Origin of the sequence: Variovorax sp. CF313 (assembly GCF_000282635.1) — a bacterium.
GTDB lineage: Bacteria > Pseudomonadota > Gammaproteobacteria > Burkholderiales > Burkholderiaceae_C > Variovorax.
In genome coordinates this window covers 41,038-66,342 of the sequence record NZ_AKIW01000007.1, presented here as the reverse complement: position 1 = coordinate 66,342, position 25,305 = coordinate 41,038, and the positions used below count along the sequence as shown (strand labels likewise).

At 68.5% G+C, this 25,305-nt stretch carries 25 protein-coding genes; 1 reads left to right on the top strand and 24 read right to left on the bottom strand.

Features of this window, described 5'->3' with window-relative positions; all coding sequences use genetic code 11:
- Positions 1–14: 14 nt before the first annotated feature.
- Positions 15–902 carry a LysR family transcriptional regulator gene (locus PMI12_RS02290; RefSeq protein ID WP_007828643.1) on the bottom strand — a complete coding sequence of 296 codons (888 nt, stop codon included), beginning with the start codon at positions 900–902 and terminating at the stop codon, positions 15–17.
- 81 nt (positions 903–983) lie between these two features.
- On the opposite strand from PMI12_RS02290, the gene PMI12_RS02285 reads away from it, so the two are divergent.
- The gene (locus tag PMI12_RS02285; RefSeq protein ID WP_007828641.1) at positions 984–1,871 is read left to right on the top strand and encodes an EamA family transporter; all 888 of its coding nucleotides are present in this window, start codon (positions 984–986) and stop codon (positions 1,869–1,871) included.
- On the opposite strand, the gene PMI12_RS02280 is transcribed toward PMI12_RS02285, so the two are convergent.
- From PMI12_RS02280 to PMI12_RS02170, 23 genes are all read right to left on the bottom strand, one after another.
- Positions 1,859–2,797, bottom strand: coding sequence for a fatty acid desaturase family protein (locus tag PMI12_RS02280; RefSeq protein ID WP_007828639.1), 939 nt, complete (start codon positions 2,795–2,797; stop codon positions 1,859–1,861). The two genes, PMI12_RS02285 and PMI12_RS02280, sit on opposite strands and share 13 nt — an antisense overlap.
- A gap of 84 nt (positions 2,798–2,881) precedes the next feature.
- Entirely contained in the window at positions 2,882–3,550 is a 669-nt protein-coding gene (locus PMI12_RS02275) for a GntR family transcriptional regulator (RefSeq protein ID WP_157632108.1), read from the bottom strand.
- A gap of 26 nt (positions 3,551–3,576) precedes the next feature.
- A complete protein-coding gene (locus PMI12_RS02270) occupies positions 3,577–4,854 on the bottom strand; it encodes an NAD(P)/FAD-dependent oxidoreductase (protein WP_007828635.1) in 1,278 nt (425 codons plus the stop codon).
- A complete protein-coding gene (locus PMI12_RS02265; protein ID WP_007828634.1) occupies positions 4,851–5,099 on the bottom strand; it encodes a (2Fe-2S)-binding protein in 249 nt (82 codons plus the stop codon). The genes PMI12_RS02270 and PMI12_RS02265 overlap by 4 nt, the downstream gene beginning before the upstream one ends.
- Entirely contained in the window at positions 5,096–6,199 is a 1,104-nt protein-coding gene (locus tag PMI12_RS02260) for an NAD(P)/FAD-dependent oxidoreductase (RefSeq protein WP_007828632.1), read from the bottom strand. The genes PMI12_RS02265 and PMI12_RS02260 overlap by 4 nt, the downstream gene beginning before the upstream one ends.
- Positions 6,200–6,210: 11 nt before the next feature.
- On the bottom strand, positions 6,211–7,146 hold the full coding sequence (locus PMI12_RS02255; protein WP_007828631.1) for a 4-hydroxyproline epimerase: 936 nt from the start codon (positions 7,144–7,146) through the stop codon (positions 6,211–6,213).
- 14 nt (positions 7,147–7,160) lie between these two features.
- Positions 7,161–8,294: a branched-chain amino acid ABC transporter substrate-binding protein gene (locus PMI12_RS02250; RefSeq protein ID WP_007828629.1), complete on the bottom strand. Its 1,134-nt coding sequence runs from the start codon at positions 8,292–8,294 to the stop codon at positions 7,161–7,163.
- A gap of 38 nt (positions 8,295–8,332) precedes the next feature.
- Positions 8,333–9,247 carry a dihydrodipicolinate synthase family protein gene (locus PMI12_RS02245; protein WP_007828627.1) on the bottom strand — a complete coding sequence of 305 codons (915 nt, stop codon included), beginning with the start codon at positions 9,245–9,247 and terminating at the stop codon, positions 8,333–8,335.
- A 140-nt stretch (positions 9,248–9,387) separates the two neighbouring features.
- Positions 9,388–10,119, bottom strand: coding sequence for a glycine zipper 2TM domain-containing protein (locus PMI12_RS02240; RefSeq protein WP_007828625.1), 732 nt, complete (start codon positions 10,117–10,119; stop codon positions 9,388–9,390).
- A 90-nt stretch (positions 10,120–10,209) separates the two neighbouring features.
- On the bottom strand, positions 10,210–11,514 hold the full coding sequence (locus PMI12_RS02235; protein ID WP_007828623.1) for a type II toxin-antitoxin system HipA family toxin: 1,305 nt from the start codon (positions 11,512–11,514) through the stop codon (positions 10,210–10,212).
- Positions 11,515–11,530: 16 nt separating this feature from the next.
- Positions 11,531–12,004 (bottom strand): helix-turn-helix domain-containing protein, encoded by a 474-nt coding sequence (locus PMI12_RS02230; protein ID WP_007828622.1) that lies wholly within the window; start codon positions 12,002–12,004, stop codon positions 11,531–11,533.
- A 124-nt stretch (positions 12,005–12,128) separates the two neighbouring features.
- Positions 12,129–13,127 (bottom strand): tripartite tricarboxylate transporter substrate-binding protein, encoded by a 999-nt coding sequence (locus PMI12_RS02225; RefSeq protein ID WP_007828620.1) that lies wholly within the window; start codon positions 13,125–13,127, stop codon positions 12,129–12,131.
- Positions 13,128–13,149: 22 nt separating this feature from the next.
- Positions 13,150–14,355: a M20 aminoacylase family protein gene (locus PMI12_RS02220; protein WP_007828617.1), complete on the bottom strand. Its 1,206-nt coding sequence runs from the start codon at positions 14,353–14,355 to the stop codon at positions 13,150–13,152.
- Positions 14,356–14,426: 71 nt separating this feature from the next.
- Positions 14,427–15,698 (bottom strand): aspartate aminotransferase family protein, encoded by a 1,272-nt coding sequence (locus PMI12_RS02215; RefSeq protein WP_007828615.1) that lies wholly within the window; start codon positions 15,696–15,698, stop codon positions 14,427–14,429.
- Positions 15,691–16,770, bottom strand: coding sequence for a phosphotransferase (locus tag PMI12_RS02210; protein WP_007828614.1), 1,080 nt, complete (start codon positions 16,768–16,770; stop codon positions 15,691–15,693). The genes PMI12_RS02215 and PMI12_RS02210 overlap by 8 nt, the downstream gene beginning before the upstream one ends.
- Positions 16,767–17,795, bottom strand: a complete 1,029-nt coding sequence (locus tag PMI12_RS02205) for a histone deacetylase family protein (RefSeq protein ID WP_007828612.1) — start codon at positions 17,793–17,795, stop codon at positions 16,767–16,769. The genes PMI12_RS02210 and PMI12_RS02205 overlap by 4 nt, the downstream gene beginning before the upstream one ends.
- A complete protein-coding gene (locus tag PMI12_RS02200) occupies positions 17,792–18,526 on the bottom strand; it encodes a GntR family transcriptional regulator (RefSeq protein ID WP_007828610.1) in 735 nt (244 codons plus the stop codon). Before PMI12_RS02200 ends, PMI12_RS02205 begins: the two co-directional genes overlap by 4 nt.
- 13 nt (positions 18,527–18,539) lie before the next feature.
- Positions 18,540–19,457, bottom strand: a complete 918-nt coding sequence (locus PMI12_RS02195; RefSeq protein WP_007828600.1) for a DMT family transporter — start codon at positions 19,455–19,457, stop codon at positions 18,540–18,542.
- Positions 19,454–20,848 carry an aspartate aminotransferase family protein gene (locus PMI12_RS02190; protein WP_007828597.1) on the bottom strand — a complete coding sequence of 465 codons (1,395 nt, stop codon included), beginning with the start codon at positions 20,846–20,848 and terminating at the stop codon, positions 19,454–19,456. Before PMI12_RS02190 ends, PMI12_RS02195 begins: the two co-directional genes overlap by 4 nt.
- A 36-nt stretch (positions 20,849–20,884) precedes the next feature.
- Positions 20,885–21,823, bottom strand: a complete 939-nt coding sequence (locus PMI12_RS27970; protein ID WP_007828596.1) for a 2-hydroxyacid dehydrogenase — start codon at positions 21,821–21,823, stop codon at positions 20,885–20,887.
- Positions 21,823–23,475 (bottom strand): ABC transporter ATP-binding protein, encoded by a 1,653-nt coding sequence (locus tag PMI12_RS02180; RefSeq protein WP_007828594.1) that lies wholly within the window; start codon positions 23,473–23,475, stop codon positions 21,823–21,825. The genes PMI12_RS27970 and PMI12_RS02180 overlap by 1 nt, the downstream gene beginning before the upstream one ends.
- Positions 23,472–24,326, bottom strand: a complete 855-nt coding sequence (locus tag PMI12_RS02175) for an ABC transporter permease (RefSeq protein WP_007828592.1) — start codon at positions 24,324–24,326, stop codon at positions 23,472–23,474. Before PMI12_RS02175 ends, PMI12_RS02180 begins: the two co-directional genes overlap by 4 nt.
- Positions 24,323–25,297, bottom strand: coding sequence for an ABC transporter permease (locus PMI12_RS02170; RefSeq protein WP_007828590.1), 975 nt, complete (start codon positions 25,295–25,297; stop codon positions 24,323–24,325). The genes PMI12_RS02175 and PMI12_RS02170 overlap by 4 nt, the downstream gene beginning before the upstream one ends.
- Positions 25,298–25,305: the final 8 nt, after the last annotated feature.

Here is a 25,305-nt window from a genome sequence, read left to right as displayed (position 1 = left end):
GTGGCTCCGGGCACTCAATGCCCTGAAAAGCGTTCCTCAAGGAAATCCACGAAGACACGCGTCTTCGCCGGCAGGTGGCGCGAGGGGTAGACGGCATAGACCGGCGTCCTGTCCGCCTCCCAGTCTTCGAGCACGGCCTGCAGGCGGCCGCAGGCCAGCTCGGCCTCGACGTAGATGCGCGGGATCAGGCTCAGGCCGAAGCCCGCGAGCAGCGCGTCACGCACGGCGATGCTGGAGCTGACCTTGTAGCGCCCGTCGATGGCCACGGCCACGCTGCGGCCGGCGCGGTTGAAGGTCCACTTGTTCGCGTGGCCCGAGAGCGTGAACTGCACGCACTCGTGGGCCTTCAGGTCTTCGGGCTGTGCGGGGCGGCCGAAGGCGGCGAAGTAGCCGGGCGCGCCGCACAGCACATGGTCCATGGTCATGAGCCGGCGCGCGACGAGGCTCGAATCCTCCAGCCGGTCGCTGCCGCGGATGGCCAGGTCGTAGCCCTCGCCGATGATGTCCGAGCGGCTGTCCTGCAGGTTCAGCTCGAGCCGCAGGTTCGGGTAGCGCTTCATGAATTCGGGAATGGCCAGCGACAGCGAGGTGAGCGCAAAAGTCAGCGGCGCGCTCACGCGCAGCACACCGCCGGGGCTGCTGCCCATGGGCGCAAGGGCGGCATCGGCCTCGGTGAGTTCGTCGAGGATGCGTGATAAGCGCTCGAAGTACGCAGCGCCCGCTTCTGTCAGGCTCATCTGCCGCGTGGTGCGGTTGATGAGCCGCACCTTCAAATGCGCCTCCAGCTCCGCGATGTTCTTGCTGACGGCCGCCGCCGACAGCCCCATTTGCCGCGCGGCGCCGGCGAAGCTGCCCGTGGCGGCGGTGGTGCGGAAGACCTTGAGAGCCGTGAGATGGTCCATGCTGAATTGACGACTGACGGTAAAGAATCAATTCATTATTCGGGCATTCACAACCCATGGTCAATTCACTAGATTCGACCCATGACAAGCCGCACCACCGACCTCCTGCTCACCGCGACCGCGCCCGCGATCTGGGGCAGCACCTACATCGTCACGACCGAGCTGCTGCCGCCGAACTACCCGCTGACGGTCGCCCTGCTGCGCGCGCTGCCCGCCGGCCTGCTGTTGCTGCTGATCGTGCGCAAGCTGCCCGAGCGCGCGTGGTGGGGGCGCATCTTCATCCTCGGCGCGCTGAACTTCTCGATCCTCTGGGCGATGCTGTTCCTGGCGGCATACCGGCTGCCGGGCGGCGTCGCGGCCACCATCACTTCGGTGCAGCCGCTGCTCGTGGTGTTCCTGGCCAGCGTCTTCCTGGGCTCACCGATGCGCGCGCTGTCGGTCGCGGCGGCGGTGGTCGGCATCGGTGGGGTCGCACTGCTGGTGCTCACGCCGAATGCGGCGCTCGATGCCATCGGCATTGCCGCGGCCGTTGCCGCCGCGGTGTCGATGGCCTTCGGCACGGTGCTGAGCCGGCGCTGGCAGCCACCGGTGTCGGCACTCACCTTCACCGCGTGGCAGCTCACCGCGGGCGGCCTGCTGCTGTTGCCGGTGGCGCTGCTGCTGGAGCCGCCTCTGCCCGCGCTGACGGCGCAGAACTGGATCGGCTTCGGCTGGCTCGGCCTCGTGGGCGCCGCGCTGACCTACATCGTGTGGTTCCGCGGCGTGGCGCGGCTGGAGCCCTCGGCGATCGCGCCGCTGGCTTTCCTGAGCCCCGTGACGGCGGTGATCCTGGGCTGGGCGCTGCTGGAGCAGGCGTTGTCGGCGTGGCAGGTGACGGGGATCGGCATCGTCATTGCGAGCATCTGGCTCAGCCAGCGCGGGGCGCAGCCTGTGGTGCGGGCCGTGCCGGCCGCGCGTCAGGCCGGCTGAGCCGAGGGCGAAGTCGCGCGCTTCAGCAGGCTCAGGTAGCCGGGCTGCACCTCCATGCGCGCGATGGCGCCCTGCCGCTGCAGCAGGCGATGCGCCTTCGGCAAGGCCCAGCAAGGCAGGTTGGTGAACATGTGGTGCTCGCAGTGGTAGTTGACCCAGTAGGGCGCCACCAGGATGCGTTCGAGCCAGCCGGCGTGCGTGGTGCGGGCCTGACGCAGCGGATCGGCCTCGTTCTGCGCGACCAGCGCATGCTCGGCGATGTTGCGCACGCGGCTCACGAGCGGCAGCCACGTCGCCATGGGCAGCAGCCACATCAGCAGCCATGCCCACCAGCAGCCGGCGAGCGCGAAGGCCAGAAATCCGAGGCTGTTGGCAATGAGAAAGCGCCTGTCTTTCGCAAGCTCCCGGCCAAGCACCTCGAGCACTGACTCGCCCGGCCCGCGCTTGCGGATGCCTTCGGCAACATGCCCGAAGCGCTGCTTGTAGAAGGTCTGCCCGCTCAGGTCGCGCACCACCTTGCGCCACATCGACGCGCGCGTGATCGGGAAGGGCGCCGACAGCACGAGGTCCGGATCTTCGGTCTGCTGCACGAAGCGGTGGTGCTGCAGGTGATACGGACGGTAGTCGCGCAGCGTCGACGAACACAGCCAATAGCCAACCCAGTCGTTGACCTTGCGATTGCGGTGCAGCCCCGCGTGCGCCGCGTCATGCATGAGGATGAACAGCCCCAGCTGCCGCGCGCCCACTACCGGCACCACGAGCGGAAGGGTCCATGGCCACACGATGCCCACGAGCATGGCTGCGCCGATCACGGCCCAGCAATGCAGCACCAGCCACAGGCCCTTCCACGACGAACGCGCAGTGAGCGACTGCCATTCTTCGGCGGTGAAGAACTCTTCGGGTTGGGCGCGGGGGGCGGCGGCCATGCGGGCCAGTATGCGCCGCCGGCCCGGGCAAGGCACGCGGAATTCCCCGCAGTGCGGCGGCGAGTGGAGCCGAGGCCCTTCGGCCTACTTGTCGATGATCTTGCGCGCGAAGACTTCGAGGTAGTCCATCAGCCGCTCGGCGCCCGCGATGGCGGCAGCTTCGTCGCCGGTCGCGATGCCCTGCGCCAGCTCGAGGTGCGCGTTGGCGCCCTCGACGATCTCCCCTTCGTGCTGGTAGGCATACCAGAAGCGCCGGCACTGGACGATCGGCGGGATCACCGCCCTCACTGCCGAGTCGTTGTGGCTCGCCTGGTGATTGACGAGGTCGAGTGCATGGTCGGCGCGCATGTAGCCGGTGAGGTCGCCGCGTGCCGCGGCCTCGACCATGGTCCGGGCGCAGCGGACGATGTCGGTGCGCTGCTGCGCGGTGGCCCGGCGCGCCGAGCAGGCGGCGATCAGCCGTTCGAGCACGCGCCGGGTCTGGATCACGTCGAGGTGGTCGGCCAGGTCGATGGCCGACACGAGCAGTCCGCGGCGCGGTTGCTGCACGATGAGTCCGATGGACACCATGCGCATCAGCGCCTCGCGCACCGGCGTACGGCCGAGCCCCGTGCGCTCGGCGAGTTCGGCCTCGACGACCTGGCTGCCGGGCTGCAGCTGCATGGTCGACAGCAGCGTCTCGATGGCGTCGTAGGCCAGGTCGGCGGCGCGGCGCTTGGGCGGTGGGCGGGAGGCGGTCTTCGAGGCGGGCATGGTCTTGTTCTGCGGATGCGGCGGCGTCATTGTCGGGGGTCGCCGTCGTTCGCCAAGCCTGCGAGTGTCGAGATGCGGGCCGGCGACAGCGGCGGGCGCGGCACGGGCGGCGTCCATCCGAAGAGGAAATGCGCCGCGTCGCCGCAGACGCGGCCCTGGCAGGCACCCATGCCGCAGCGGCGATGCAGCTTGGCGTCGGTCCAGCCGGTGCAACCTGCCAGCGCGGAGAATGGAACGTCTTCGCAGCGGCACACGAGCGTGTCGGGCTGCGGCATCGTCTTGATATCCGGCGCCAGCGCGAAGCTGCGGTGCAGCTGCGCAGCGAAGGCGTTCCAGCGGGCGCGTTCGCCTTCGTGCGCCTTGGCTGCGTGTTCGTTGCCGACGGCCGCATGGCCTGCGATCGTGCCCTGCGCCAGTGCACGTTCGCTGCCGCCGAAGCCGGTGCACTCGCCGGCTGCATGGATGCCGGGGACGCTGGTGGCTTGCAGGGCATCGACCCACAGGGCCTGTGCCTTCAGCGCGCAGCCGAGCAGCTGCCCGAGCTGCGTGTTGGGTGTGAGGCCGAAACCGCAGGCGATGCGGTCGCAGGCAATCTCGATTTCGCTGCTGCCTTGGCGAAGTCGCGCTGATTCGACCTGCGTCGCGCCGTGCGCCGAGACGATGCGCGACGAAGTGCGGTACTGCGGATCGGCCAACGTCACCGCCTGCGCGGCCTTGCCGGGCCAGCGAGCGAGGCTGGCGCCGAAGCGTGCGACCGAGGCGAACGACGCCTGCTCCGCGATGCGCAGCACCTTCGCGCCGGCTGCGCGCGCAGTGGCTGCGGCGGCAAGCAGCAGCGGCCCGCTGCCCGCGATGACGATGCGTTCGCCCTCGACCGGCATGCCCGCCTTGACAAGCGCCTGCAGCCCGCCCGCGCCGGTCACGCCGGGCAGCGTCCATCCGGGGAAGGGCAGCAGCAGTTCGCGTGCACCGGTGCAGAGAATGAGCTTCTTCCACCGCATGCGCGTGGCGCCTTCGGCGTCTTCGAGCAGCAGTTCATGCGGCGAGGGCGCGGCGACGACGCGCGTGCCGCTGCGCACGCGGATGTTGGCATGGCGCTCGAGCGCATCGCGCCATTTGCGCGCCGCAGGCGGCAATGCCGCGCCGGGGCCATCGCGCCAGATCTGCCCACCGGGCACGGGGTTGTCGTCGATCACGACGATCGATGCACCGCTGGGCGCAGCCGCCACCGCCGCGGCCATGCCGGCCGGGCCTGCACCGACGACGAGCACCTCGCATTCTTCCTGTGCCATGCGTGTCGTCATTCCGTCGTCTCCACGCGCATGCCTTCGATGCAGACGGTTTGGCAGGCGAGCCTGCGCCGGCCATCGACCAGCACGCGGCATTCCTGGCACACGCCCATGCCGCAGAACGGCGCGCGCGGCTGGCCCGTGATCGAAGTGCGCGCCACGCCCATGCCGCTGGCCACGCGCAGCGCGGCGGCGACCGAGCTGCCCGCCTTCACGCGCACCAGATGGCCGTCGATGTTCAACAGGGTGTGGCTGCTCATGCGAACTCCCGGAGGCTGCGCGGCGCGTAGGGCGCCGCATCGAAGTCGGGGGTCGCGCCGGTCATCAAGGCAGCCAGCAGATGCGCGCTGCCCGGCGCGGTGGTCACGCCGAGCCCTTCATGTCCGACAGCGAGCCAGAGCTTCTCGCGCCACGGGTGCTTGCCCAGCAGCGGAAGCCCGTCGGGCGAGGCCGCGCGCATGCCGGTCCACGAGCGCACCGCGTTGAGGTTCGCAAGCCCCGGCAGGTAGTCCAGCGTGCGCTGGAGCATGCGCGCGAGCATCGGCGCCTCGACCGCCGGGTCCGTTGTGTCGAACTGGCGCGACGAGCCGACCAGCAGCTGCCCCGTGGGCCGTGGCTGCACGTTGAAGGCGACCGAGTCGCCCTCGCTGTGGTGCGCGCTGGTCACGTAGCCGAGCTCGACCAGTTGGTGATGCACCGTGCCCGGATAGCGGTCAGTGACCAGCAGATGGCCCTTCTTCGGGCGGATCGGCAGTTCGGGGCACAGCGTCGTCGCCTGGATGCCGTTGGCCAGTACGACCTGCGGCGCTGTGCGGCGGCTGCCGTCGGCGAGGCGCAACGTGCCGTCGTCTTCGATGGCCTCGACCTTCGCATGCTCGACGCGGATCGATTCCGTGTTCTGGGTGAGCAGCCAGCGTGCGGCGTTCGGCGCATAGAGGATGCCGTCGCCCGGCACTTCGAGAGCGCCCGACAGGCCCTTGCGCAGCGCGGGCTCCGCGCTTGCCAGTTCGCGCGCATCGAGCAGCCGGCTGCCGATGCCATGCGCGCGCAGCCGCTGCTGTTTGCGCTCGGCCTCCGCCATCTCTTCGTCGTTCGCGGCGATCCAGAGCGTGCCGCAGGCGCTGTACGCGCAGTCGTCGCTCATGCGCGGCGCCAGCTCGCGCCACTGCGCGACCGAATGGCGGCTCAGTTCGAGCTCGGCCGCGTTGTCGTCCATCACCACGAGATGGCCCATGCCCGCGCCGGTGGCACCGCCGATGGCCGCATCGAGCACCAGCACCCTTCGCCCCGCCTGTGCGAGCGCCTGTGCGCACGCCGCGCCGACGATGCCGGCGCCGATGACGATGACATCCGCGTCCATGCCGACCGATGTCAGAGCCGGATGCCCCAGCCGAAGGGATCGTCTTCTTCGATCAGGAGCGTGGCTTCGGCGCTGATGTGCGCGCGGCCTCGCAGCGTGGGAATGACCTTGCCATCCGCCATCTCGTAGCTGGCCTCGAAGCGGCTGCCGATCACGCTGGCCTGCGTCCACACTTCGCCCGGCGCGAGCTTGCCGTCCGCCGCGAGGCAGGCGATCTTGGCGCTGGTGCCGGTGCCGCAAGGCGAGCGGTCGTAGGCGTTGCCCGGGCACAGCACGAAGTTGCGGCTGTCCGCGCCTTCATCGTCGTTGGCAAAGAGTTCGATGTGATCGATCTCCGCGCCGTCCGCGCCCGTGATCCCCTGCGCCGCCAGTGCGCGGCGCAAGACAGAAGTGTAGGAGGTCAGCGCCGCGAGGTTGTCGCTCGCCACGCGCTGGCCGTGCTCGCTCACCAGGAAGAACCAGTTGCCGCCCCAGGCCACGTCGCCGCGCACGGTGCCGTGGCCCGGCAGCTCGACCGCCACCTGGTGCAGATGCCGGTAGGCCGGCACGTTGCGCACGCTCACCGAGCCGTCTTCGTGCAGCGTGGTCGTGACCGTACCTACAGGCGTCTCGATGCGGTGCTCGCCCACGCCGATGCGTCCCATGTGCGCAAGGCTCGCGACCAGCCCGATGGTGCCGTGGCCGCACATGCCGATGTAGCCGGCGTTGTTGAAGAAGACCACGCCGGCAGCCGCATCCGGCGACACCGGCTCGCACAGCAGCGCCCCCACCACCACGTCGCTGCCGCGCGGCTCCAGCACGGCCGCCGCGCGCCACTTGTCGTGCCGCTCGGCCAGCAGCGCACGACGCTCGGCCATGCTGCCGCCGCCCAGATCGGGAAACCCGCCAATCACAAGGCGTGTGGGCTCGCCGCCCGTGTGCGAATCGATGACCTGGATGCGTTGCATGTGGCTGGGTCCGATCAATAGCTGGCGAGGGGAACGGGCGCCGCGTTCTTGAAAGTGAAGACGGTGATGGGCGCCTGCTTCATGTTGCCCTTGTCGTCGTATGAATAGGTTGCGGCCACGCCCTTGTAGGTGGTCTTGTAAAGCTCGGCGCCCACCTTGTCGGGGTCGATGGAATTGGCCTTCTTCATCGACTCGCCGATGAGCAGCACCTGGTCGTAGTACGAAGCAGCGTACGCGTCGGGATCGACGTTGAAGCGCTTCTTGAACTTCTCCTTGAAGGCCGGGCCGCTCTGCGCCTTCTCGAGGATGGAGCCGCCTTGCGCGCAGAACACCAGGTCGTTGACCGCATCGCCGCCGAGCTTGCCGGTAGCGGGGCTGCACACGGTGTCGCCGCCCAGCAGCTTGCCGGGCACGGCCAGCTGCTTCATCTGGCGCGCCATGGGCGCGGCCTGCGGTGCATAGCCGCCGAAGAAGATGGCCTCTGGCGCCTTGGCCTTCATGTTGGTCAGGATGGCGGTGAAGTCCACGGCCTTGTCGGTGGTGAACTCCTGGCCGACCACGGTCAGGCCCTGCTTCTTCGCTTCCTTGGTGAACTCCTCGGCCAGGCCCTGGCCGAAGGCGGTGCGGTCGTCGATCACGCCGACCTTCGTCACCTTCAGCACCTTGGCCGCATACACGGCCATGCTGGAGCCGATCTGGTTGTCGCTCGCGATGATGCGGTAGAGGTTCTTATAGCCGCCCTGCGTGACCTTCGGGTTGGTGCCCACGGTCGAGACCATGGTGCCGCCTTCGCTGTAGATGCGCGAAGCCGGGATGGCCACGCCCGAGCAGTACGGGCCCATGACGTACTTGACGCCGTCGTCCACGAACTTCTGCGCGACGCTCACGCCGGTCTTGGCGTCGCACTGGTCGTCTTCCGACACCATTTCGAACTTCAGCGTCTTGCCGCCGACGACAAGCTTCTTCGCGTTGAGTTCCTCGACGGCGAGGCGCACGCCGTTTTCATTGTCCTTGCCCGCGAAGGCATTGGGGCCCGAGAGCGGACCGCTGTGGCCGATCTTGACCACCTGCTCCTGTGCTTGTGCCTGACCTGCGATGGCGATGGCCACGAGGCCGAGAAACGAAACCATGTTTGCTTTTGACTTCATGCTTCTTCCTAGGTTGGGACAATGAAAAGAGGGGCGTATTACATAACCGATTGGTACTGCGCAGGCCGCGTGGCGAGCGCCTTCTTCACGATGGCTTCGATGAATGCGCGCTCCTCGCCGATGAGCGGCAGGCGCGGGCGGCGCATGTGCTCGCTGCCCACGCCCACCAGCACGTCGATGAGCTTGAGGTTCTGCACCAGCTTGGTCGACACGTCGAGATGCAGCATCGGCGTCATCCACTGGTAGAGCTTGAGCGCTTCGGCAAACTTGCCGGCCTTCATCAGGTCGTACAGCGCCACGGTCTCGCGCGGGAAGGCGCAGCCTACGCCGGCCAACAGGCCGTCGCAGCCGAGCGCCAGGCCTTCGTAGGCGAGGTCGTCCACGCCCAGGAACAGCTGGTAGCGGTCGCCCACGGTGTTGCGCAGGTCGGTGATGCGGCGGATGTCGTCGGTGCTTTCCTTGATGGCCGCGATCCATTCGCAGTCGGCCAGCTCGACCATGTGCTCGGGCTTGAGGTCGACGCGGTAGGCCACCGGGTTGTTGTAGACCATGATGGGTTTTTGCGCCGCGTTGGCGATGGTGCGCACATTGAGCATCGCCTCGCGCGCGTCGGCCACGTAGATCACCGAGGGCATCACCATGAAGCCGGCCACGCCGAGCTTGTTGGCGCCGTCCACGTAGCGCAGCGCTTCGCGCGTGCTGGTTTCGGACACGTTGGCCAGCACCGGGATGCGGCCGTCGGCGGCTTCGAGCGCGATCTTCGCGACCTGCAGCTTTTCTTCCAGCGTCAGCGTGCTGGCTTCGCCGAGCGAGCCGCAAGTGACGAGGCCGTGGATGCCGTTGCGGATCTGGAAGTCGATATGACGGGCCGTGCCCTCGGCATCGATGCTCTCGTCGGCGTGGAACTTGGTGGTGACGGCGGGGAAGATGCCTTGCCAGCGGGGATTGCTCACTTGATCGCTCCTTGTGGATGTGCGGTGGTGTGGAAGCGTCGCACTTTAAATATATTAAGGATATATGGTCAAGATATCTTTGGGGCATGCGCTCTTCCGCGCCCGGTTTTTCTGTGATATCCGGGAGCGGGTAGGTCGCGCTACTTGCGGCCGTCCGCGGGGCGCAGCAGGCCCCGCTTGAGCGTCACCGGCTTGCCGATGGGTGGCGCGGTCTTCGTCTCGACGGTGCGCAGCGTGCCGTTGTCCATGCGCACGCCCACCTCGTAGACCGTGACCGTGCGCACGTGCTTCTCGATCTCGTTGCCCGCGAAGCCGCCGCCCACCGCACCCAGCACGGTGGTCGCGACACGCCCATTGCCATGACCGAACTGGTTGCCCACGAGGCCACCCACCACGCCGCCAGCCACGGCCCCCACGCCCGAGGTGTTCTGGATGCGCTTCTGAACCGGGCGAACCGATTCGACATGGCCGCAGACCGCGCAGGGCGGCGGGGCGGGAGGAGCGGCAGCGACGGGTGGCGCGTTCATCACGCCTGGCGCCGGTCCGGGCTGGATCGCCTGAGCTGGCATGGGAGCGGGCATCGGCGCAGCCGCCATTGCTTGCGGCGCAGGGCCCGTCGCCGTGGGCGGCACGGCGAGCGCCGGTGGCATGGCTTCAGGCTTGAAATCGTCCGGTGCGGCGGGTGATGCTGCGGCAACGACTGGCGGCGGAGCACTCGCACTCGCACTCGCGACCGGCTCCTGCCGGTGAAGCAACACGCCGCCAAGCGCCACCACGGCCACGCTCAATGCGCCGATCACGGCCCACAGCGCCTTGGGCGACTTGCCCGCCGGCTGGCCCGGAGGCGGGTTGAATGGCGACGTCGGATCCATGAAAAGCCCCTTTTACGGTCCGAAGCGGAATGCCCCGAAACCCATCAGGAAGCATGAACGCGGGCGGCGCGTTGTCAATTGACCGGCGTCCTACACAGCGATGTCGGTCACACCTGAGAGGAACCGCTCGGCCTCGCTTCGCATGCCCCGCGAGATGGACTCCCAGGTCCATGCAGGGAAATCCGACGGCAACAGGGCCTCGACCTCGCTCAGTGCGTCATCCACCGACGCCGCCATGTCCAGCATGGCGTTCCAGACGTCGATGCCACCGTTCTTCATGGCCAACCCATGCCAATGGCGAGCCTGGATGGTGTGAAAGACATAGTGCGCATTCTTGGATCGGATGGCCATGGCCAGACCTGCCTTGCGCGGCTGGAACTGATTGGGCCCGTTGCCGAAGTACGGCCACATCGAAATGATGTCGTAGAGCGGCGTCATCTCGTAGGCGTCGCCGCGCAGGAGGTGAATCGAAAAGTTCTTGGCATGGCCGTCGGTGGCGGCGAGCAGAAAGAAGGCCAATTGCGCGAGCAGGAACCGGGCGCCATCCTCCGCACTCCCGCTGCCTTGCAGAAGCTGCAGGCACTTGCTCATGCCGGGGCCGCCGTGCTGCTCGTACTTCCTGTCGGACGGCAGGCCCATGGCCTGGCAACAGTCCTCCTGCGGCAGGCGCGCGATCCAGGCGCCACCATCCATCCACTCGCGGTCGAACCGCTCCACGACCAGGACCGTCTGCCCGCCGAAGGTGGCCATGGATGTCGGCGCCACTTGCAGGCCGAGTGCCTCGACGATCTGTGCGCACAGCCATTCGTTCTGCACCGAGTCCGAGGCGTCCACGCGCTTGGAGCCGCCGATCAATCCCAGCGGCAGCTTGATGATGTGCGTGGTGGGCGTGGCGCCATGCGGCCGGCACCATTCGCCGTTCCAGAAAGTCAGGGCGGTCTTCTCCTGCGCACCGGCAAGGGAAATGCGAAACAGGTCTTCGTCGCGCATGCCTTCCGGGGTGTCTTCGGACGGAACGGCTTGCAGCAGCGCGGCGATCTGCTCTTCGTCCAGGGGCTCGCAGTTCACGGCATTCCAGCCCTGCGGCGCGGCGCCTTCGGGCAGCAATTGCACGGCCCCGACACAGTCGCGGCCGATGGCTTCGAGCAGGTCGAAAGTCTTGGCGTCCTTGAGCTTGAAGCGATTGCGCAGACGCGCGCGAACCCTGTCGTTGTCGGGCAGCAGATTGTCGAAGTAGTTGCGGACCACCTCGCCGCGGACTTCGAGCGTGCCGGTGAGCGGAATCGACAACGACAGCGAGCGCCGCCGGGGCGATTCGAGCCATCGGGGGTCGTACCGGAAGGTGTGGACACCGTGGTCGACGGACCAGGTGCCAACGGGCCCCCGTTCATCCACGCGCCGAGCGCCTGCGTCACCAGGACTCCTTCTTCGGCCGGACGACGAAGCTCCGGCGAGACGTCGGCTTGATGTCCTTGCCGGGATTCAGCGCCTGAAGCGCACGAAGCGATGCGCCTGGAGCGCTCGATTGCCCGGAAGGCAGGCGGACCAGCACCGATTGATCGCTCATCCTCCTGGCGATCCATCCCTCCGGGAGGTTCACGGCATCGTCCGGCAGCGAGTCGCGCTCCCCGGGATGCTGCTGCGCGGCGTCCGCGATGGGACTTGGGGACGTCCCGTCCTGCAGGGAAAAGGATGCCCCCAACGCCGCCATCAACTTCATCAGTTGCTCGAAGCTGACCGCCCCGGGATTCGCTTCGATCTCCGCGATCCGGGCCTGGCTGACACCGACCAACGCACCTGCCTGCGCCTGCGTCAGGCCGCGCTTCTTCCGCAGTGCCTTGAGGTGCGGCCGCAGCTGGTCGACGAAACGAAGGGGATAGTCCATCGCCGACCAGAATATCGGCTGTAGCTTATTTTGTCAAAATATCAGCTTTGGGATATTTTCGTAAATTACAAGCCCTGTCTTGTTTTTCCCCGAAACAAGGCCTGGCCGTTATTCGATCACCGCCTCAGTCGATCTTCGCCCCGGAAGCCTTCACCACAACCCCCATCGCATCCCAATCCGAACGCAGCAGCTTCTGGAATTCCTCCGCACTCTGGCTGCGCGGCTCCACACCCAGCCGCTTGAAGCGCTCCTGGATCGCCGGGTCGGCCAGCACCTTGTTGGCCGCGACGTTGATGCGCTCGACTTCCGCCTTGGGCGTGCCGGCCGGCGCGAGCAAGCCGATCCACGAATCGAAGGCGTAGCCCGGCAGGCCGCTCTCGGCCACCGTCGGCAGCTTCGGCAGGAAGGGGCTGCGCGACTGGCCGGTGGACGCGAGCAGCTTGATGCGCGCATCGTCCTGGAAGCCGATCACGCCGATGCTCGACGAGATCACCGCCTGCACGCGACCCGCGAGCACCTCATTGACGGCCTCGCCGGTCGACTTGGTCGGGATGTGCGTCATCTGCAGCCCCGCCTTCGCGAGAAACGACGCCATCGCGAGGTGCGTCGCGCTGCCGTTGCCGGCCGAGGCGTAGTTGTACTTGCCGGGGTTGGCCCTGACCTCCTTGATGAAGTCGGCCGTGCTCGACACATTCATGCCGCTGGCCACCGCCAGAACATAGCCCGCATTGCCGACGTTGGCCACGCCGACGAAATCCTTCAGCGGGTCGTAGCTCAGCTTGTTGTAGAGAAAGCCCGCGATGTTGTGGCTCGCCGCCGCGAGGACCAGCGTGTTGCCGTCGGCCGGCGCGCGCGCCACCAGGGCCGCGCCCACGGTGCCACCCGCGCCCGCGCGGTTCTCGACGATGGCGCTGGCATTCAGCGCCGCGCCCAACTCATTGTTGAAGGCGCGCGCCACCGTGTCCTGCACCGCGCCGGTGGCGAAGGGCACGACGATGTGGATCACGCGCTGCTGTGCATGGGCCGGTGCGATGGCACCAAGCACCGCCGCAGCAGCAAGCGCGGTCAACGAACGTCGGGTGAGCGGGGTGGAGGTCATCTGTGCGGCCACTTTCTTGGTCATCGTCAACAGGAAGGGAACAACTTCAACCGCCCGGCGACAGCCAGCGCTGCACCAGCTTCACGAAGTAGCTGGCACCGATCGGGATGATCTCGTCGTTGAAGTCGAACGAGGTGTTGTGAATGATGCAGGGGCCGGGCCCGTGGCCGTCGAGCCGGTGGTCGCCGTCGCCGTTGCCCAGGAAGGCGTAGCAGCCGGGCCGCGCGAGCAGCATGTGGGCGAAGTCCTCGGCGCCCATCACGGCGGGGAAGTTGTCGGTGACCATGTCGTCGCCAACCACCTCGCGCATCACGCCGGCGGCAAAGCGCGCCTCGGCCGGATGGTTCACGGTCGGCGGCGAGGAGCGGTTGAAGTACACCTCGGCCGTGCAGCCATGCGCCGCCGCCACGCCGGCCGCCACTTCGCGCAGCCGCGCCTCGAGCTTGTCGATGGCTTCGATGGAAAAGGTGCGGATCGTGCCGCCCACCGTCGCCACATCGGGAATCACGTTCGGCGCATCCGAGCCCTGCAGCTGCGTGACTGCAAGCAGTGCGCGCTCGGTGCTGGGAATGGTGCGCGCCACGATGGTCTGCAGTTGCTGCGCCAGCGTGACCACCGCGGCCACCGGGTCGATGCCGGTGTGCGGCATCGAGGCATGCGTGCCGCGTCCACGCAGCGTGATTTTGTACGTGTTGCTCGACGCCATCAGCGCGCCTTCGTTGAGCGCAAAGCGGCCCACGTCGCCGACGGGGAAGTTGTGCAGCCCGAAGACCGCGTCGCACGGAAAGCGCTCGAACAGGCCTTCGTCGATCATCTTCTTCGCGCCGGCCTTGCCCATCTCCTCGGCGGGCTGGAAGATGAAATGCACCGTGCCGTCGAAGTCGCCGGGGCCCTGCTGCGACAGGTGCCACGCGGCGGCCAGCAGCATGGTGGTGTGGCCGTCGTGGCCGCAGGCGTGCATGCGGCCGGGGTTGGTCGACTTGTGGGCGAACTCGTTGGCTTCGTGCAATGGCAGCGCGTCCATGTCGGCGCGCAGGCCGATGGTGCGCGAGCCCGTGCCCTTGCGCAGCACGCCGACGAGTCCCGTGCCGGCGATGCCTCGGTGCACCTCGATGCCCCATCCGGTCAGCAGGCTCGCGACCTTCTCGGAAGTGCGGTGCTCCTCGAAACCGAGTTCGGGATGGGCGTGGATGTCGCGCCGGATCTCGACGAAACGGGCGGCGTTGGCAAGGAAGGAATCGGCGATGTTCATGGCGGCGAGGGCACTGTCGTGGGAGGCGGACGATTCTGGCGCAAGGCGGCGTTTGCCGCCATGACAGCGGGTCAAAGCCTGGCCAGCACTTCGTCCAGCGTGCCGATCAGCAGATCGGCATTGGCTTCGGAGAACACCAGCGGCGGACGGATCTTCAGCGTGTTGGCGTGTTCGCCGGTGGCGCTCAGCAGCACCTGCCGCTCGCGCAGGCCGTTGACGACGCGCACGGTCTCGGCCGTGGCAGGCGTGCGCGCGCGACGGTCTGTCACGAGCTCCAGGCCCACGAACAGACCCGCGCCGCGCACGTCGCCGATCAACTCGTGGCGCTCGGCAAGCTTCGAGAGTCCGGCGCGCAGATGGCGGCCCACGCGCTGCGCATTGGCCATCAATCCTTCGCGCTCGATCACGTCGAGCACCGCCATGCCGGCCGCCATCGACACCGGGTTGCCGCCGAAGGTGTTGAAGTAGCGGCACTCGCGGCCGAACGCGGCCAGCACCTCCGGCTGCACCGCCAGCCCAGCCAATGGATGGCCGTTGCCCAGCGGCTTGCCCATGGTCACGATGTCGGGCACCAGACTCTCGTGGCGCATGAAGCCCCAGAAGGCATCGCCGGTGCGGCCCAGGCCGGGCTGCACTTCGTCGGCGATGAAGATCCCGCCGGCCTCGCGGATCGCGGCAACCGCTTCGTTCAGGAAGCCCGCCGGGTCGGTGAAGATGCCGTCGCTCGAGAACACGGTGTCGACCATCAGCGCGGCCGGCCGCATGCCATGCGCCTGCAGGTCGGCGATGGCGGCGCGCACGCCGGCGGCGAAAGCCCTTCCCTGGTCTTCGGGCGGCACGCGGTAGCTGTCGGGCGGCGGCACGGTGCGCACCGTCTTGCCGAGCTGCACGAAGCGCCCGAGCGAAGGCGAGGCCTGCGCGATCGACTCCGTCACGCCGTGGTACGCGAAGCGCGTGACGATCAGCCCTTCGGCCTTCGTGTGGGCCTTGGCGATGCGCATCGCAAGGTCGTTGGCCTCGCTGCCGGTGCAGGTGAACATCGCATGGCCGAGCGCGGGCGGCATGGTGGCCAGCAGACGCTCGGCGTAGTCGAGCACGCCTTCGTGCAGGTAGCGCGTGTGGGTGTTGAGCACGCTGGCCTGCCGCGCGATGGCCTCCACCACGTGTGGATGGCAATGCCCCACCGACGCGACGTTGTTGTACGCATCGAGATAGCGCTTGCCGTCGGCGTCGTCGAGCCACACGCCTTCGCCGCGCACCGGGTGCAGCGGTGCTTCGTAGAACAGGCGGTAGGCCGGGCCGAGCAGCCGCGCGCGGCGCTCCAGGAGCGATTCTTCAGGCATTTGCGTGACTCTGGTTCATGCCGCAGGCGCGCCGGAAGGCGGTGCTTGCGGCTTCGTTGCCGATGCGGTCGCAGGCCTGCAGGCGGGCCCACGACAGCGCGTTGTTGCGCAGCAGGTAGGCCGCGTTGTCGGGGTGGCGCGCAGCGCGCCAGCCGCTGATGGCCACCACCATCACGAGCCGCGCGGTGATCAGCGTGAACAGCACGTCGACCTCCTCGCGCGTCAGCGGAAGCACGGCGTGGTACGCGGCAATGAAGGGCACGATGCCGGCCAGCGCATCGCCCGCCGGATCGAGCTGGTAGGCCGCGGCCACTGCGAGGTCGTCGATCAGCGGCGCGCGCACCATGTCGCCGAAATCGAGGATGCCGGCAATGCGGTCGGTGTCGGCGGGATCGACCAGCACGTTGTAGATGTTGAAGTCGTTGTGAATGGGCTGCGTGCGCAGGCCCGCCAGCACCGGCTTCGCATCGCGCTCGAAGCGGTCGAGCGAGCGCCCGGCCAGCGCGCGCCGCTGCGGATCGCCGATGTGCGCGAGCAGGCCGCGCACGCTGTCGGCGCGCTGGATGTCCCAGGGCAGCGCGAGCGCGCCGGCCGGATGGTCGAAGTCGCGCAGCGCGAGGTCGAGCCGGGCCAGCGTGCGCGCCAGGTTCAGTTGCTGCGCGGCTGTGCGCGGCGCTTCGGGCAAGGGCAGGCCCGGCAGGTAGCTGAAGAGCCGAGCCACGCGCGGCAGGCCGTCGCCCGGATCGCACAGCAGCGAAGGCTGGCCCTCGCGCGTGGGCACGATGCGCTGCACCGGCAGCCCCGCGTCGGCAGCCGCGATGTGCAGCAGCGCCTGGGTCTGGAAGTCCGCCACCAGCGGTGTTTCGCTCGGGTGGGAGATCTTCAGCATGAAGTGCTCGCCGGTCAGCGCCGATTCGAGGCGGTAGTTGCGGTCGCGCTCGCCGGTCAGCGGCCGCATCTCGCCTTCGATGCCGTAGTGGCGCAGCGCGAACGCGCGCACCCAGTCGGGGTCGAGTTCGGGCGAGCCTTCGCTCAAGACTTCCGCATCGTCGAACCCGTCCGCTGCCGTCATGCGGCGCCCGCGAAGCCGCGCAGCGCGCTGGCGAGGTTGGGGCCCAGGTCGTCGGAGAGATAGCCGCCCTCCTGCACCAGCACGGTCGGCAAGCCGAGGCGCGCGATCTCGGCGAGCAGCTGCGCGAAGCCGGGCGTCGTGATCTTCATGCCCTTGTAGGGATCGCGCTCATGCGTGTCGAGGCCCAGCGCCACCACCAGCGCGCCGGGCGCGAAGGCGCGGATGCTCTCGCAGGCATCGCGCAACGCAGGCAGGTAGCCGTCGATGTCGGTGCCCAGCGCGAGCGGCTTGTTGATGTTGTAGCCCAGGCCCGCGCCCTCGCCGCGCTCGTGCGCATAGCCGGTGAAGAAGGGCGTGAAGTTGCGCGGATCGCCGTGCAGCGAGATCGTCAGCACGTCGGCGCGGCGGTAGAAGATGCCCTGCGTGCCGTTGCCGTGGTGCACGTCGATGTCGAGGATCGCCACGCGGTCGTGCGCCGCGCGCAAGTGCTGCGCCGCGATGGCCGTGTTGTTCAGGTAGCAGAAGCCGTTGGCCCGGTCGGCATAGGCGTGGTGGCCCGGCGGACGGCACAGCGCATAGGCCGCGCGCTCGCCCTGCAGCACGAGCTGCGCCGCGTGGGTGGCCACGTGGGCCGAGCCCACGGCCGCGGCCCAGGTGTGCGGGCCGATGGAACACGCGTTGTCGCCCATGTGGAAGCCGGCCTGCCCGACCACGCTCTCCGGATACGTGCAGGGCTCGCCCGGAAAGGGATGGATGTTGGGCATGACCTCGTCGGACGGGTCGTCCAGCAGCCGCCAGCGCGCGTAGGCCGTCTCCAGGAAGCGCAGGTACTCCGGCGTGTGGATCGCGGCGCGCGGGCCGGCGCCGAAGTCTTCGCCCGCGACAACCTCGTGGCCATCGTGCTCGACCGCCGACAGCAGGCGGAAGGCCCGCTCGGGCTGCTCGTTGCTGCGCTTCAGGCGGCCGCGCACCATGAAGAGCTGCGGGTCGTGGTCCTTGTGGGCGTCGCTGTAGACGATCTTCATCTCGCGGGTCCTTGCGTGGAAGTGGTGAGGGCGACGTCGCCGTGCTGCTTCACGAACAGTGCGCGCACCTGCTGCCAGGCGTCGTCGAGATGTTCGCGCATGGCCAGGCGTGACGCCTCGACGTCGCGGCTCATCAGCGCATCGACGATGGGGTAGTGCGTGTTGGCCATGGTCTCGGGGTCGTGGTAGACCGCGTCGATCAGCGCGATGATCATCTGCATCTCGGTCTGGGTGTTCGAGAAGATGCGGTGCAGGTGCGCGTTGCCCGAGAGCTCGCTGATCAGCGTGTGGAAGGCCAGGTCGGTCGCGATGCGCACGTGCTGCGGCTGCGTGGGCGCCTCGCGCACCATGTCGTCCACCAGCGTGCGCAGGCGCTGCAGCCCCGCGTCGTCGGCCTTGCGGCAGGCCAGCTCGACCGAGGTCATCTCCAGGCTCAGGCGCACTTCGAACAGGTCGTCGATTTCCTGGACGCTGATGGTGCGCACCGCGAAGCCGTGGCGCGGGCGCGCCACCAGCACGCCCTGGCGCTCGAGCCGGCGCGCGGCCTCGCGCACGGGGGCGCGGCTCACGCCCATGCGGCGCGCGATCTCGGCCTCGACGATACGGCTGCCGGGCGCGAGGCGCCCTTCGACGATGGCGCGCGTCAGCTGCGCTTCGACCAGCCCGACCAGGTCGGGCGCCTCGACGGACTCGAAGCCGGTGCTGTCGGCGATGGAAGAAGAAAAAGCCATGGTGTTTGTCTCGTCATGTGAGGGGTAGCGGGGCCTTATTCTTGATTGGCCGCCGTGCCAGGTAGACCCCCGCGGCCATGATCAGCGCAATGCCCGCCATCGCCAGCCCATCGGGCGGCCTGTGGAACCAGAAAGTGCTGAAGACCACCGCGAGCAGCAGCTGGAAGTAGTTGAGCGGTGCCAGCGTCGCGGCCTCGACGCGCTCGAAGGCGGCCAGCAGCAGCCACTGCGCCAGCCCGCTGCAGGCACCGCCCGCGAGCAGCAACAGCACCGCACCGGCAGCGGGCCGCTCGGCCGGCAGGAAGAAGGGCGCGGGCAGGGCGGTGACGACCAGGCACACCAGCGCCGTGTACGCATACTGCACCGGGCTCGCGACCAACCCCGCAAGGCGGCGCGTGAGCAGCTGGAAAATCGCATAGCAGACGGCCGACACCGCCATCAGCATCGTGCCCACCCATGGCAGGTTGCCGCCGGGCCGCACGATCAGCAGCATGCCCGCGAAGCCCACGCTCACCGCCACCCAGCGGCTGCGCTGCACCGCCTCGCCCACCAGCCAGGGCGACAGCGCCACCATGAGCAGCGGTGCGGTGAAGTAGATGGCGGTGGCTTCGGCCAGCGGCATCCAGATCAGCGCCGTCATGAAGCAGGTAGCCACGGTCGCGAGCATCACGCCGCGCAACAGCAGCAGCCTCTTCTGCGGCGCGCGCCAGATGCGCAAGTCGCCGTGGCGCAGCAGCATCGCGAAGGCAATGCAGATCACCGACAGGTAGCGCATCAGGTTGACGAAAGGCGCGGGGTAGAACTGCAGCATGTGCTTGCAGAAGGCGTCGTAGCTCGCGAAGGCCACCAGCGCGCAGAAGAACAGCGCAACGCCGGTGCTCCTGGAGCCCGGCGGGCGCAGCAGCACTGCGGCGCTCGCGGTGGTGTTCACGCCAGCGAAGCCTCGAAGCGCACCATCGCGCGATCGAAGCGTTCGAACATCTCGTCGATCTGCGCGGGCGTGATGATGAGCGGCGGACAGAAGGCCACGGCATCGCCCATGGCGCGCACGATCAGGCCCTCCTGCAGCGCGAGTTCGGCCAGCCGTGCGCCGGCCTTCATCGCCGCATCGAAGGGCATGCGCTTCGCCGGGTCGGCCGCAAGTTCGAGCGCGCCGATCAACCCCACGCCGCGCACCTCGCCCACATGCGAATGGCCGGCGTAGCGGCGCAGGCCGGCCTGGAACTGCGGCGCCACCGCCTGCACATGCGCGAGCACCTGCTCGTCCTCGTAGATGCGCAGCGTTTCGAGCGCGACCGCGGCAGTCACCGGATGGCCCGAGTAGGTGAAGCCGTGGCCGAAGGTGCCGATCTTTCCGCTGTTGGCGGCCACGGCCGCATGCACCTGCTCGGACACCATGACGGCCGAAATCGGCACATAGCCCGACGACAGGGCCTTGGCCGCGGTAAGGATGTCGGGCCGCAGGCCGAAGGTGGTGGAGCCGAACATCTCGCCGGTACGGCAGAAGCCGCAGATCACCTCGTCGGCGATCAACAGCACCTCGTACTTGCGCAGCACCGCCTGCACCTTTTCGAAATAGGTGGCCGGCGGCACCAGCACGCCGCCCGCGCCCATCACCGGTTCCGCGATGAAGGCACCCACGGTGTCGGGCCCTTCGGCAAGGATGCGCTGCTCGAGCGCATCGGCCAGCCGCGTGGCGAAGGCCTCTTCGGTTTCGCCGGGCTCGGCGTAGCGGTAGTGATGCGGGCAATCGACGTGCAGCACGCGGTCGATCGGCAGGTCGAAATCGCGGTGGTTGGGCACCAGCCCGCTCAAGCTGGCCGCCGCCACGGTGACGCCGTGGTACGCGTTGCGGCGCGCGATGATCTTCTTCTTGCCGGGCTTGCCGATGGCGTTGTGGTAGTACCAGACCAGCTTGACGGCGGTGTCGTTGGCCTCCGAACCCGAGTTGGCGAAGAACACCTTGGACATCGGCACCGGCGCCATCGACAACAGCTTCTCGGCCAGCGCAATGGCCGCCGCATTCGAGCGGTGGTTGAAGGTGTGATAGCAGGGTAGCGTGTGCAGCGCGTCGCTGCCGGCCTTGGCAAGGCGCGCATTGCTGAAGCCCAGCGAAACACACCACAGACCCGACATGGCCTCCAGATAGCGCCGGCCCTGGTCGTCCTCCACGTAGATGCCGTCGCCGCGCTCGATCACGAGCGGGTCGACCTGCGGATGCGCCGCGAGGTTGGTGAAGGGGTGCAGGTGGGCCGCGATGTCGTTTGCGGCGCGCTCTGCATGTGCTGCTTGCAACGCGGCGGTAGGGATGGATGCGTTCATGTGGCCTGCTCCGTTGTCTTGAAATGCGAGGGCGGCTCAGTAGCCCCGGTCGAGGTCGACAGCCGTGCCCGGCCGCTCGCCGCGCCGTACGAGCGCGAGGTTGTGCAGTGTCTGCTGCGCGATCACCGACGTGTCGGTCCGGGTGGCGATGTGCGGCGTGACCAGGATGCGCGGGTCGCTCCAGAAAGGGTGGTCGGCCGGCAGCGGCTCCTGCGTGAAGGCATCGAGCGTGGCGGCGGACAACTGGCCGTTGTCGAGCGCGCGCAGCAGGTCGGCCTCGACAAGGTGTGCACCGCGTCCGACATTGACCAGGTGCGCGCCGCGCGGCAGCCGCGCGAACAGGTCTGCGCTCAGAAAGCCCTGCGTCTGCGGCGTGAGCGGCAGCAGGCACACCAGCGTGTCGCAGCCCGCGAGGAATTCATCGAGCTGCGCATCGCCATGGAAGCCCGCGACACCGGCCGGCAGGCCGGCCTTCGCACTGCGGCTCCAGCCGCGCACCGCATAGCCGATTGCGGCCAATGCCTCGGCACAGGCCAGCCCCAGGGTGCCGAGCCCCGCGATGCCGACGCGGTGGCGCCCCGGCGGGCTCATCGGCTGCTCCTGCCATGCCCCCATGGCCGCGCTCGCAAGGTACGCAGGCATCTGCCGCTGATGCTGGATCACGGCCCAGCACACGTAGGCCTTCATGCCCGTGGCCATCTCCGGATCGACGATGCGGCAAAGCGGCAGCGCGCGCGGCAGTTGCCGGTCGGCCGTGATGTGGTCGACGCCCGCGGCCAGCGACTGCACCAGCTGCAGCCGCGGCAAGCTCGCCAGCAGGCCGTGCGGCGGATACCAGCAGACGGCCGCATCGATCTGTTCGAGCGGGCCGAGGTCGGCGCCCAGCCGCAGGTCGATATCGGGGCAGTGCTGGCGAAAGGCGGGCGCAAGGTAGTGCATGTCGAGCACATCGCTCAAGAGCGCAATGCAAGGCATCAGGCCACCTTCGCAGACACATCGGCCTGCCCCGCGAGGCGTGGCACCGCGTCGATCAGCTTGCGCGTGTAGGCGTGCTGCGGATCGTTGAGCACCTTGTGCGTCTCGCCGTATTCCACCACCTCGCCGCGCTGCATCACCGCGATGCGGTCGCACATCTGGCCGGCCACGCGCAGGTCGTGCGTGATGAAGACCATCGCGAGCTGGAACTGCGCACGCACCTGCGCGAAGAGCTCCAGCACCTGCGCCTGCACCGAGACGTCGAGCGCCGACACCGGCTCGTCGGCCACCAGCAGCTCGGGCTGCATCGCGAGTGCGCGGGCGATGCCGATGCGCTGGCGCTGCCCGCCCGAGAACTCGTGCGGATAGCGCTGCGCCGCATCGGCGCCCAGGCCCACGAGCAGCAGCAGTTCCATGGCACGCGCCATCGCCTCGGCCTTGCCCACGCCTTGTGCGATCGGCCCGCCCGCGATGGCCGCGCCGACGCGGTGGCGCGGGTTGAGCGAGGCATACGGGTCCTGGAACACCATCTGGATCTTGCCGGCCGCCGCGCTGCGGAAGTTGCGGCCCTGCGCGAGATTACGGCCCTTGAAGATGATGCGGCCGCTGTCGAAAGGCGCGAGCCCCACCAGGCAGCGCCCCACGCTCGACTTGCCCGAACCCGATTCACCTACCAGCCCCAGCGTCTCGCCGCGGTGCAGCTCGAAGCTGATGTCCTTCGCCGCCTGCACCGCGCGGCCGCGCTTGAACAGGCCTCCGCTCGAACGATAGGTCTTGCACAGGTCCTGCACCTGCAGCACGCGCGTCAGGTCGTCGTGCGGCACGGTCTGCGCCTGGCCGTCAGGAATGGCGGCGATGAGCTTGCGCGTGTAGGGATGCTGCGGCGCACTGAGCACCTGCGCGGCCGGCCCGGACTCGACCACATGGCCGGTCTGCATGACCACCACGTGGTCGGCGATTTCGGAAACGACGCCGAAGTCGTGCGTGATGAAGAGCACGGCCGTGCCCCTGCGCTGCTGCAGCTCGCGGATGAGCTTGAGGATCTGCGCCTGCGTGGTGACGTCGAGCGCGGTGGTGGGCTCGTCGGCGATCAGCAGCACGGGCTCCAGCACCAGCGCGCAGGCGATCATCACGCGCTGGCGCTGGCCGCCCGAGAGGCGGAAGGGGTAGGCGTCGATCAGCAGCTCGGGGTCGGGCAGGCCCACGTCGGCCAGCGCCGCGAGGATGCGGCGTCTCTTCTCGGCCGCGGGCACGCTGCCGTGCGCGTCGAACACCTCGCCGATCTGCTCGCCGATGCGCATCACAGGGTTCAGCGCGGTCATCGGCTCCTGGAACACCATGCCGATGCGCCGGCCGCGCAGCTCGCGCATCTGCGGCTCGGTGAGCTGCAGCAGGTCGTGGCCCTCGAACATGATGCGGCCCGCCACCGGCGCCACGTGCGGGCGCGGCAGAAGGCCCATGACGGCGTTGGCGATCATCGACTTGCCCGAGCCCGACTCGCCGACCGCGCACAGCGTCTGGCCCGGCATTACCGAGAGCGTGGCGCCTTCGACGGCCAGCGCGCGGTCGGCGCCCGGGGGCAGCGAGATGCTGAGGTCTGCGATGTCGAGAACGGGGTGCAAGGGCTTCATAGGCGTCACGGTGGCGTTCATTTGCCTCTCCCGTCGAGCCGCGTGTTGAGCCCGTCGCTCAGGCCTTCGCCCACGAGGTTGAGCGCGAGCACCGTCAGTACGATGGCCAAGCCGGGGAACAGCGCCATCCACCAGGCCTGGCGCAGCACGGTGCGCGCCGCGCCGACCATGTAGCCCCAGCTCATCTGGTTCGGGTCGCCGAGGCCCAGGAAGCTGAGGCTGCTTTCGAGCAGGATCGCCGTGGCCACCATCAGCGAGGCCATCACGATGATGGGCGACATGGCGTTGGGCAGGATCTGCGTGAGGATGATGCGCGGCGTCGACTGCCCCGCGAGCAGCGCGGCCTGCACGAAGTCGCGCTGGCGCAGCGTGAGGAACTCGCTGCGCACCAGCCGCGCCACCGGCGGCCACGAGACGATCGCAATGGCCACGACGATCGACTTGATCGAGGGCTCGAAGATCGCGACCAGCACGATGGCCAGCGCAAAGCTCGGCACCGCCTGGAACAGCTCGGTGAAGCGCATCAGCGCCGCATCGATCCAGCCGCAGAAGTAGCCGGCCACAGCACCGAAGGTGACGCCGATCAGCAGCGCCACGAAGGTGGACACCACGCCTATCAGCAAGGAGATGCGCGCGCCGTAGACCAGGCCCGCGAGGATGTCGCGCCCGAGCGTGTCGGTGCCCAGCAGGAAGCCGGGCTCGGTCCAGGGGCGCACGAAGGGCTGCTCGACCATGGCCCACGGGTCGTTGGTGGCGAGCCACGGCCCGAGCAGTGCAACGGCTGCCACGATCAGCAGCACCACCATGCCGGCCACGGCGCCTTTGTTGCGGCGAAAGCGCCTCCAGAAATCGCTTTGCATCGTCGTCGTCATGTCAGCTCGATCCGCGGATCGACCAGGGTGTAGACCAGGTCGGTGATGAGGTTGAAGAGCACGGCCATCGCGGCCGTCACCAGGAAGGCGCCGAGCAGCAGGCTGTAGTCGCGCTGTAGCAGCGCGTCGAACATCAGGCGGCCGATGCCGGGCCAGGCGAACACGGTCTCGGTGAGCACGGCGCCGCCGATCATTCCGCCGGCCTGGATGCCCGCCAGCGTGACCACCGGCAGCAGCGCGTTGCGCAGTACATGCGCGCGCAGGATGCGGCCGGGCTTCACACCCTTGGCGCGCGCGGTCTTCACGAAGTCCATCTGCGCCACCTCGAGCATCGCAGCGCGCGTCATGCGTGCGTAGACGGCCATGTAGAACAGTGCGAGCGTGAGCGCCGGCAGCACCAGGTGCTTGGCGACGTCGAGCGCCAGCGCGAAGCCGGTGTGACCCGAACCCACGGTCATGAGGCCGAAGCCCGGCAGCCATTCGAGCTGCACCGTGAACACGAGCACGGCCATCAACGCGAGCCAGTACAGCGGCGTGGCATAGAACAGCAGCGCCACCACGGTGATGGCGCTGTCGACCCACGTGCCCGCGCGCCGCGCCGAGAGCGCCCCCAGCGTGATGCCGAAGAGCAGCGAGAGCGCGAAGGCACTGCCGGTGAGCAGCAGCGTTGCGGGCAGCCGGTCCATGATGAGCTTCAGCACCGGCTGCTGCTGGCGGTACGAGTAGCCGAGGTCGAGCCGCACCACCTTGCCGACATAAGTGGCGAGCTGCGTCGACAGCGGCTGGTCGAGCCCGAACTGCGCGCGCAGCTGCGCGACGAACTGCGGATCGGACGCGCCGGCCTCGCCCGCCAGCACCGACACCGGATCGCCCGGCGCGGCGCGCACCAGCATGAAGTTGACCGTGGCGATCAGCAGGATCGCCACCAGGCCCTGCAGCACGCGGGTCAACATGAACTGCGTACGTTTCATTCGGTCGT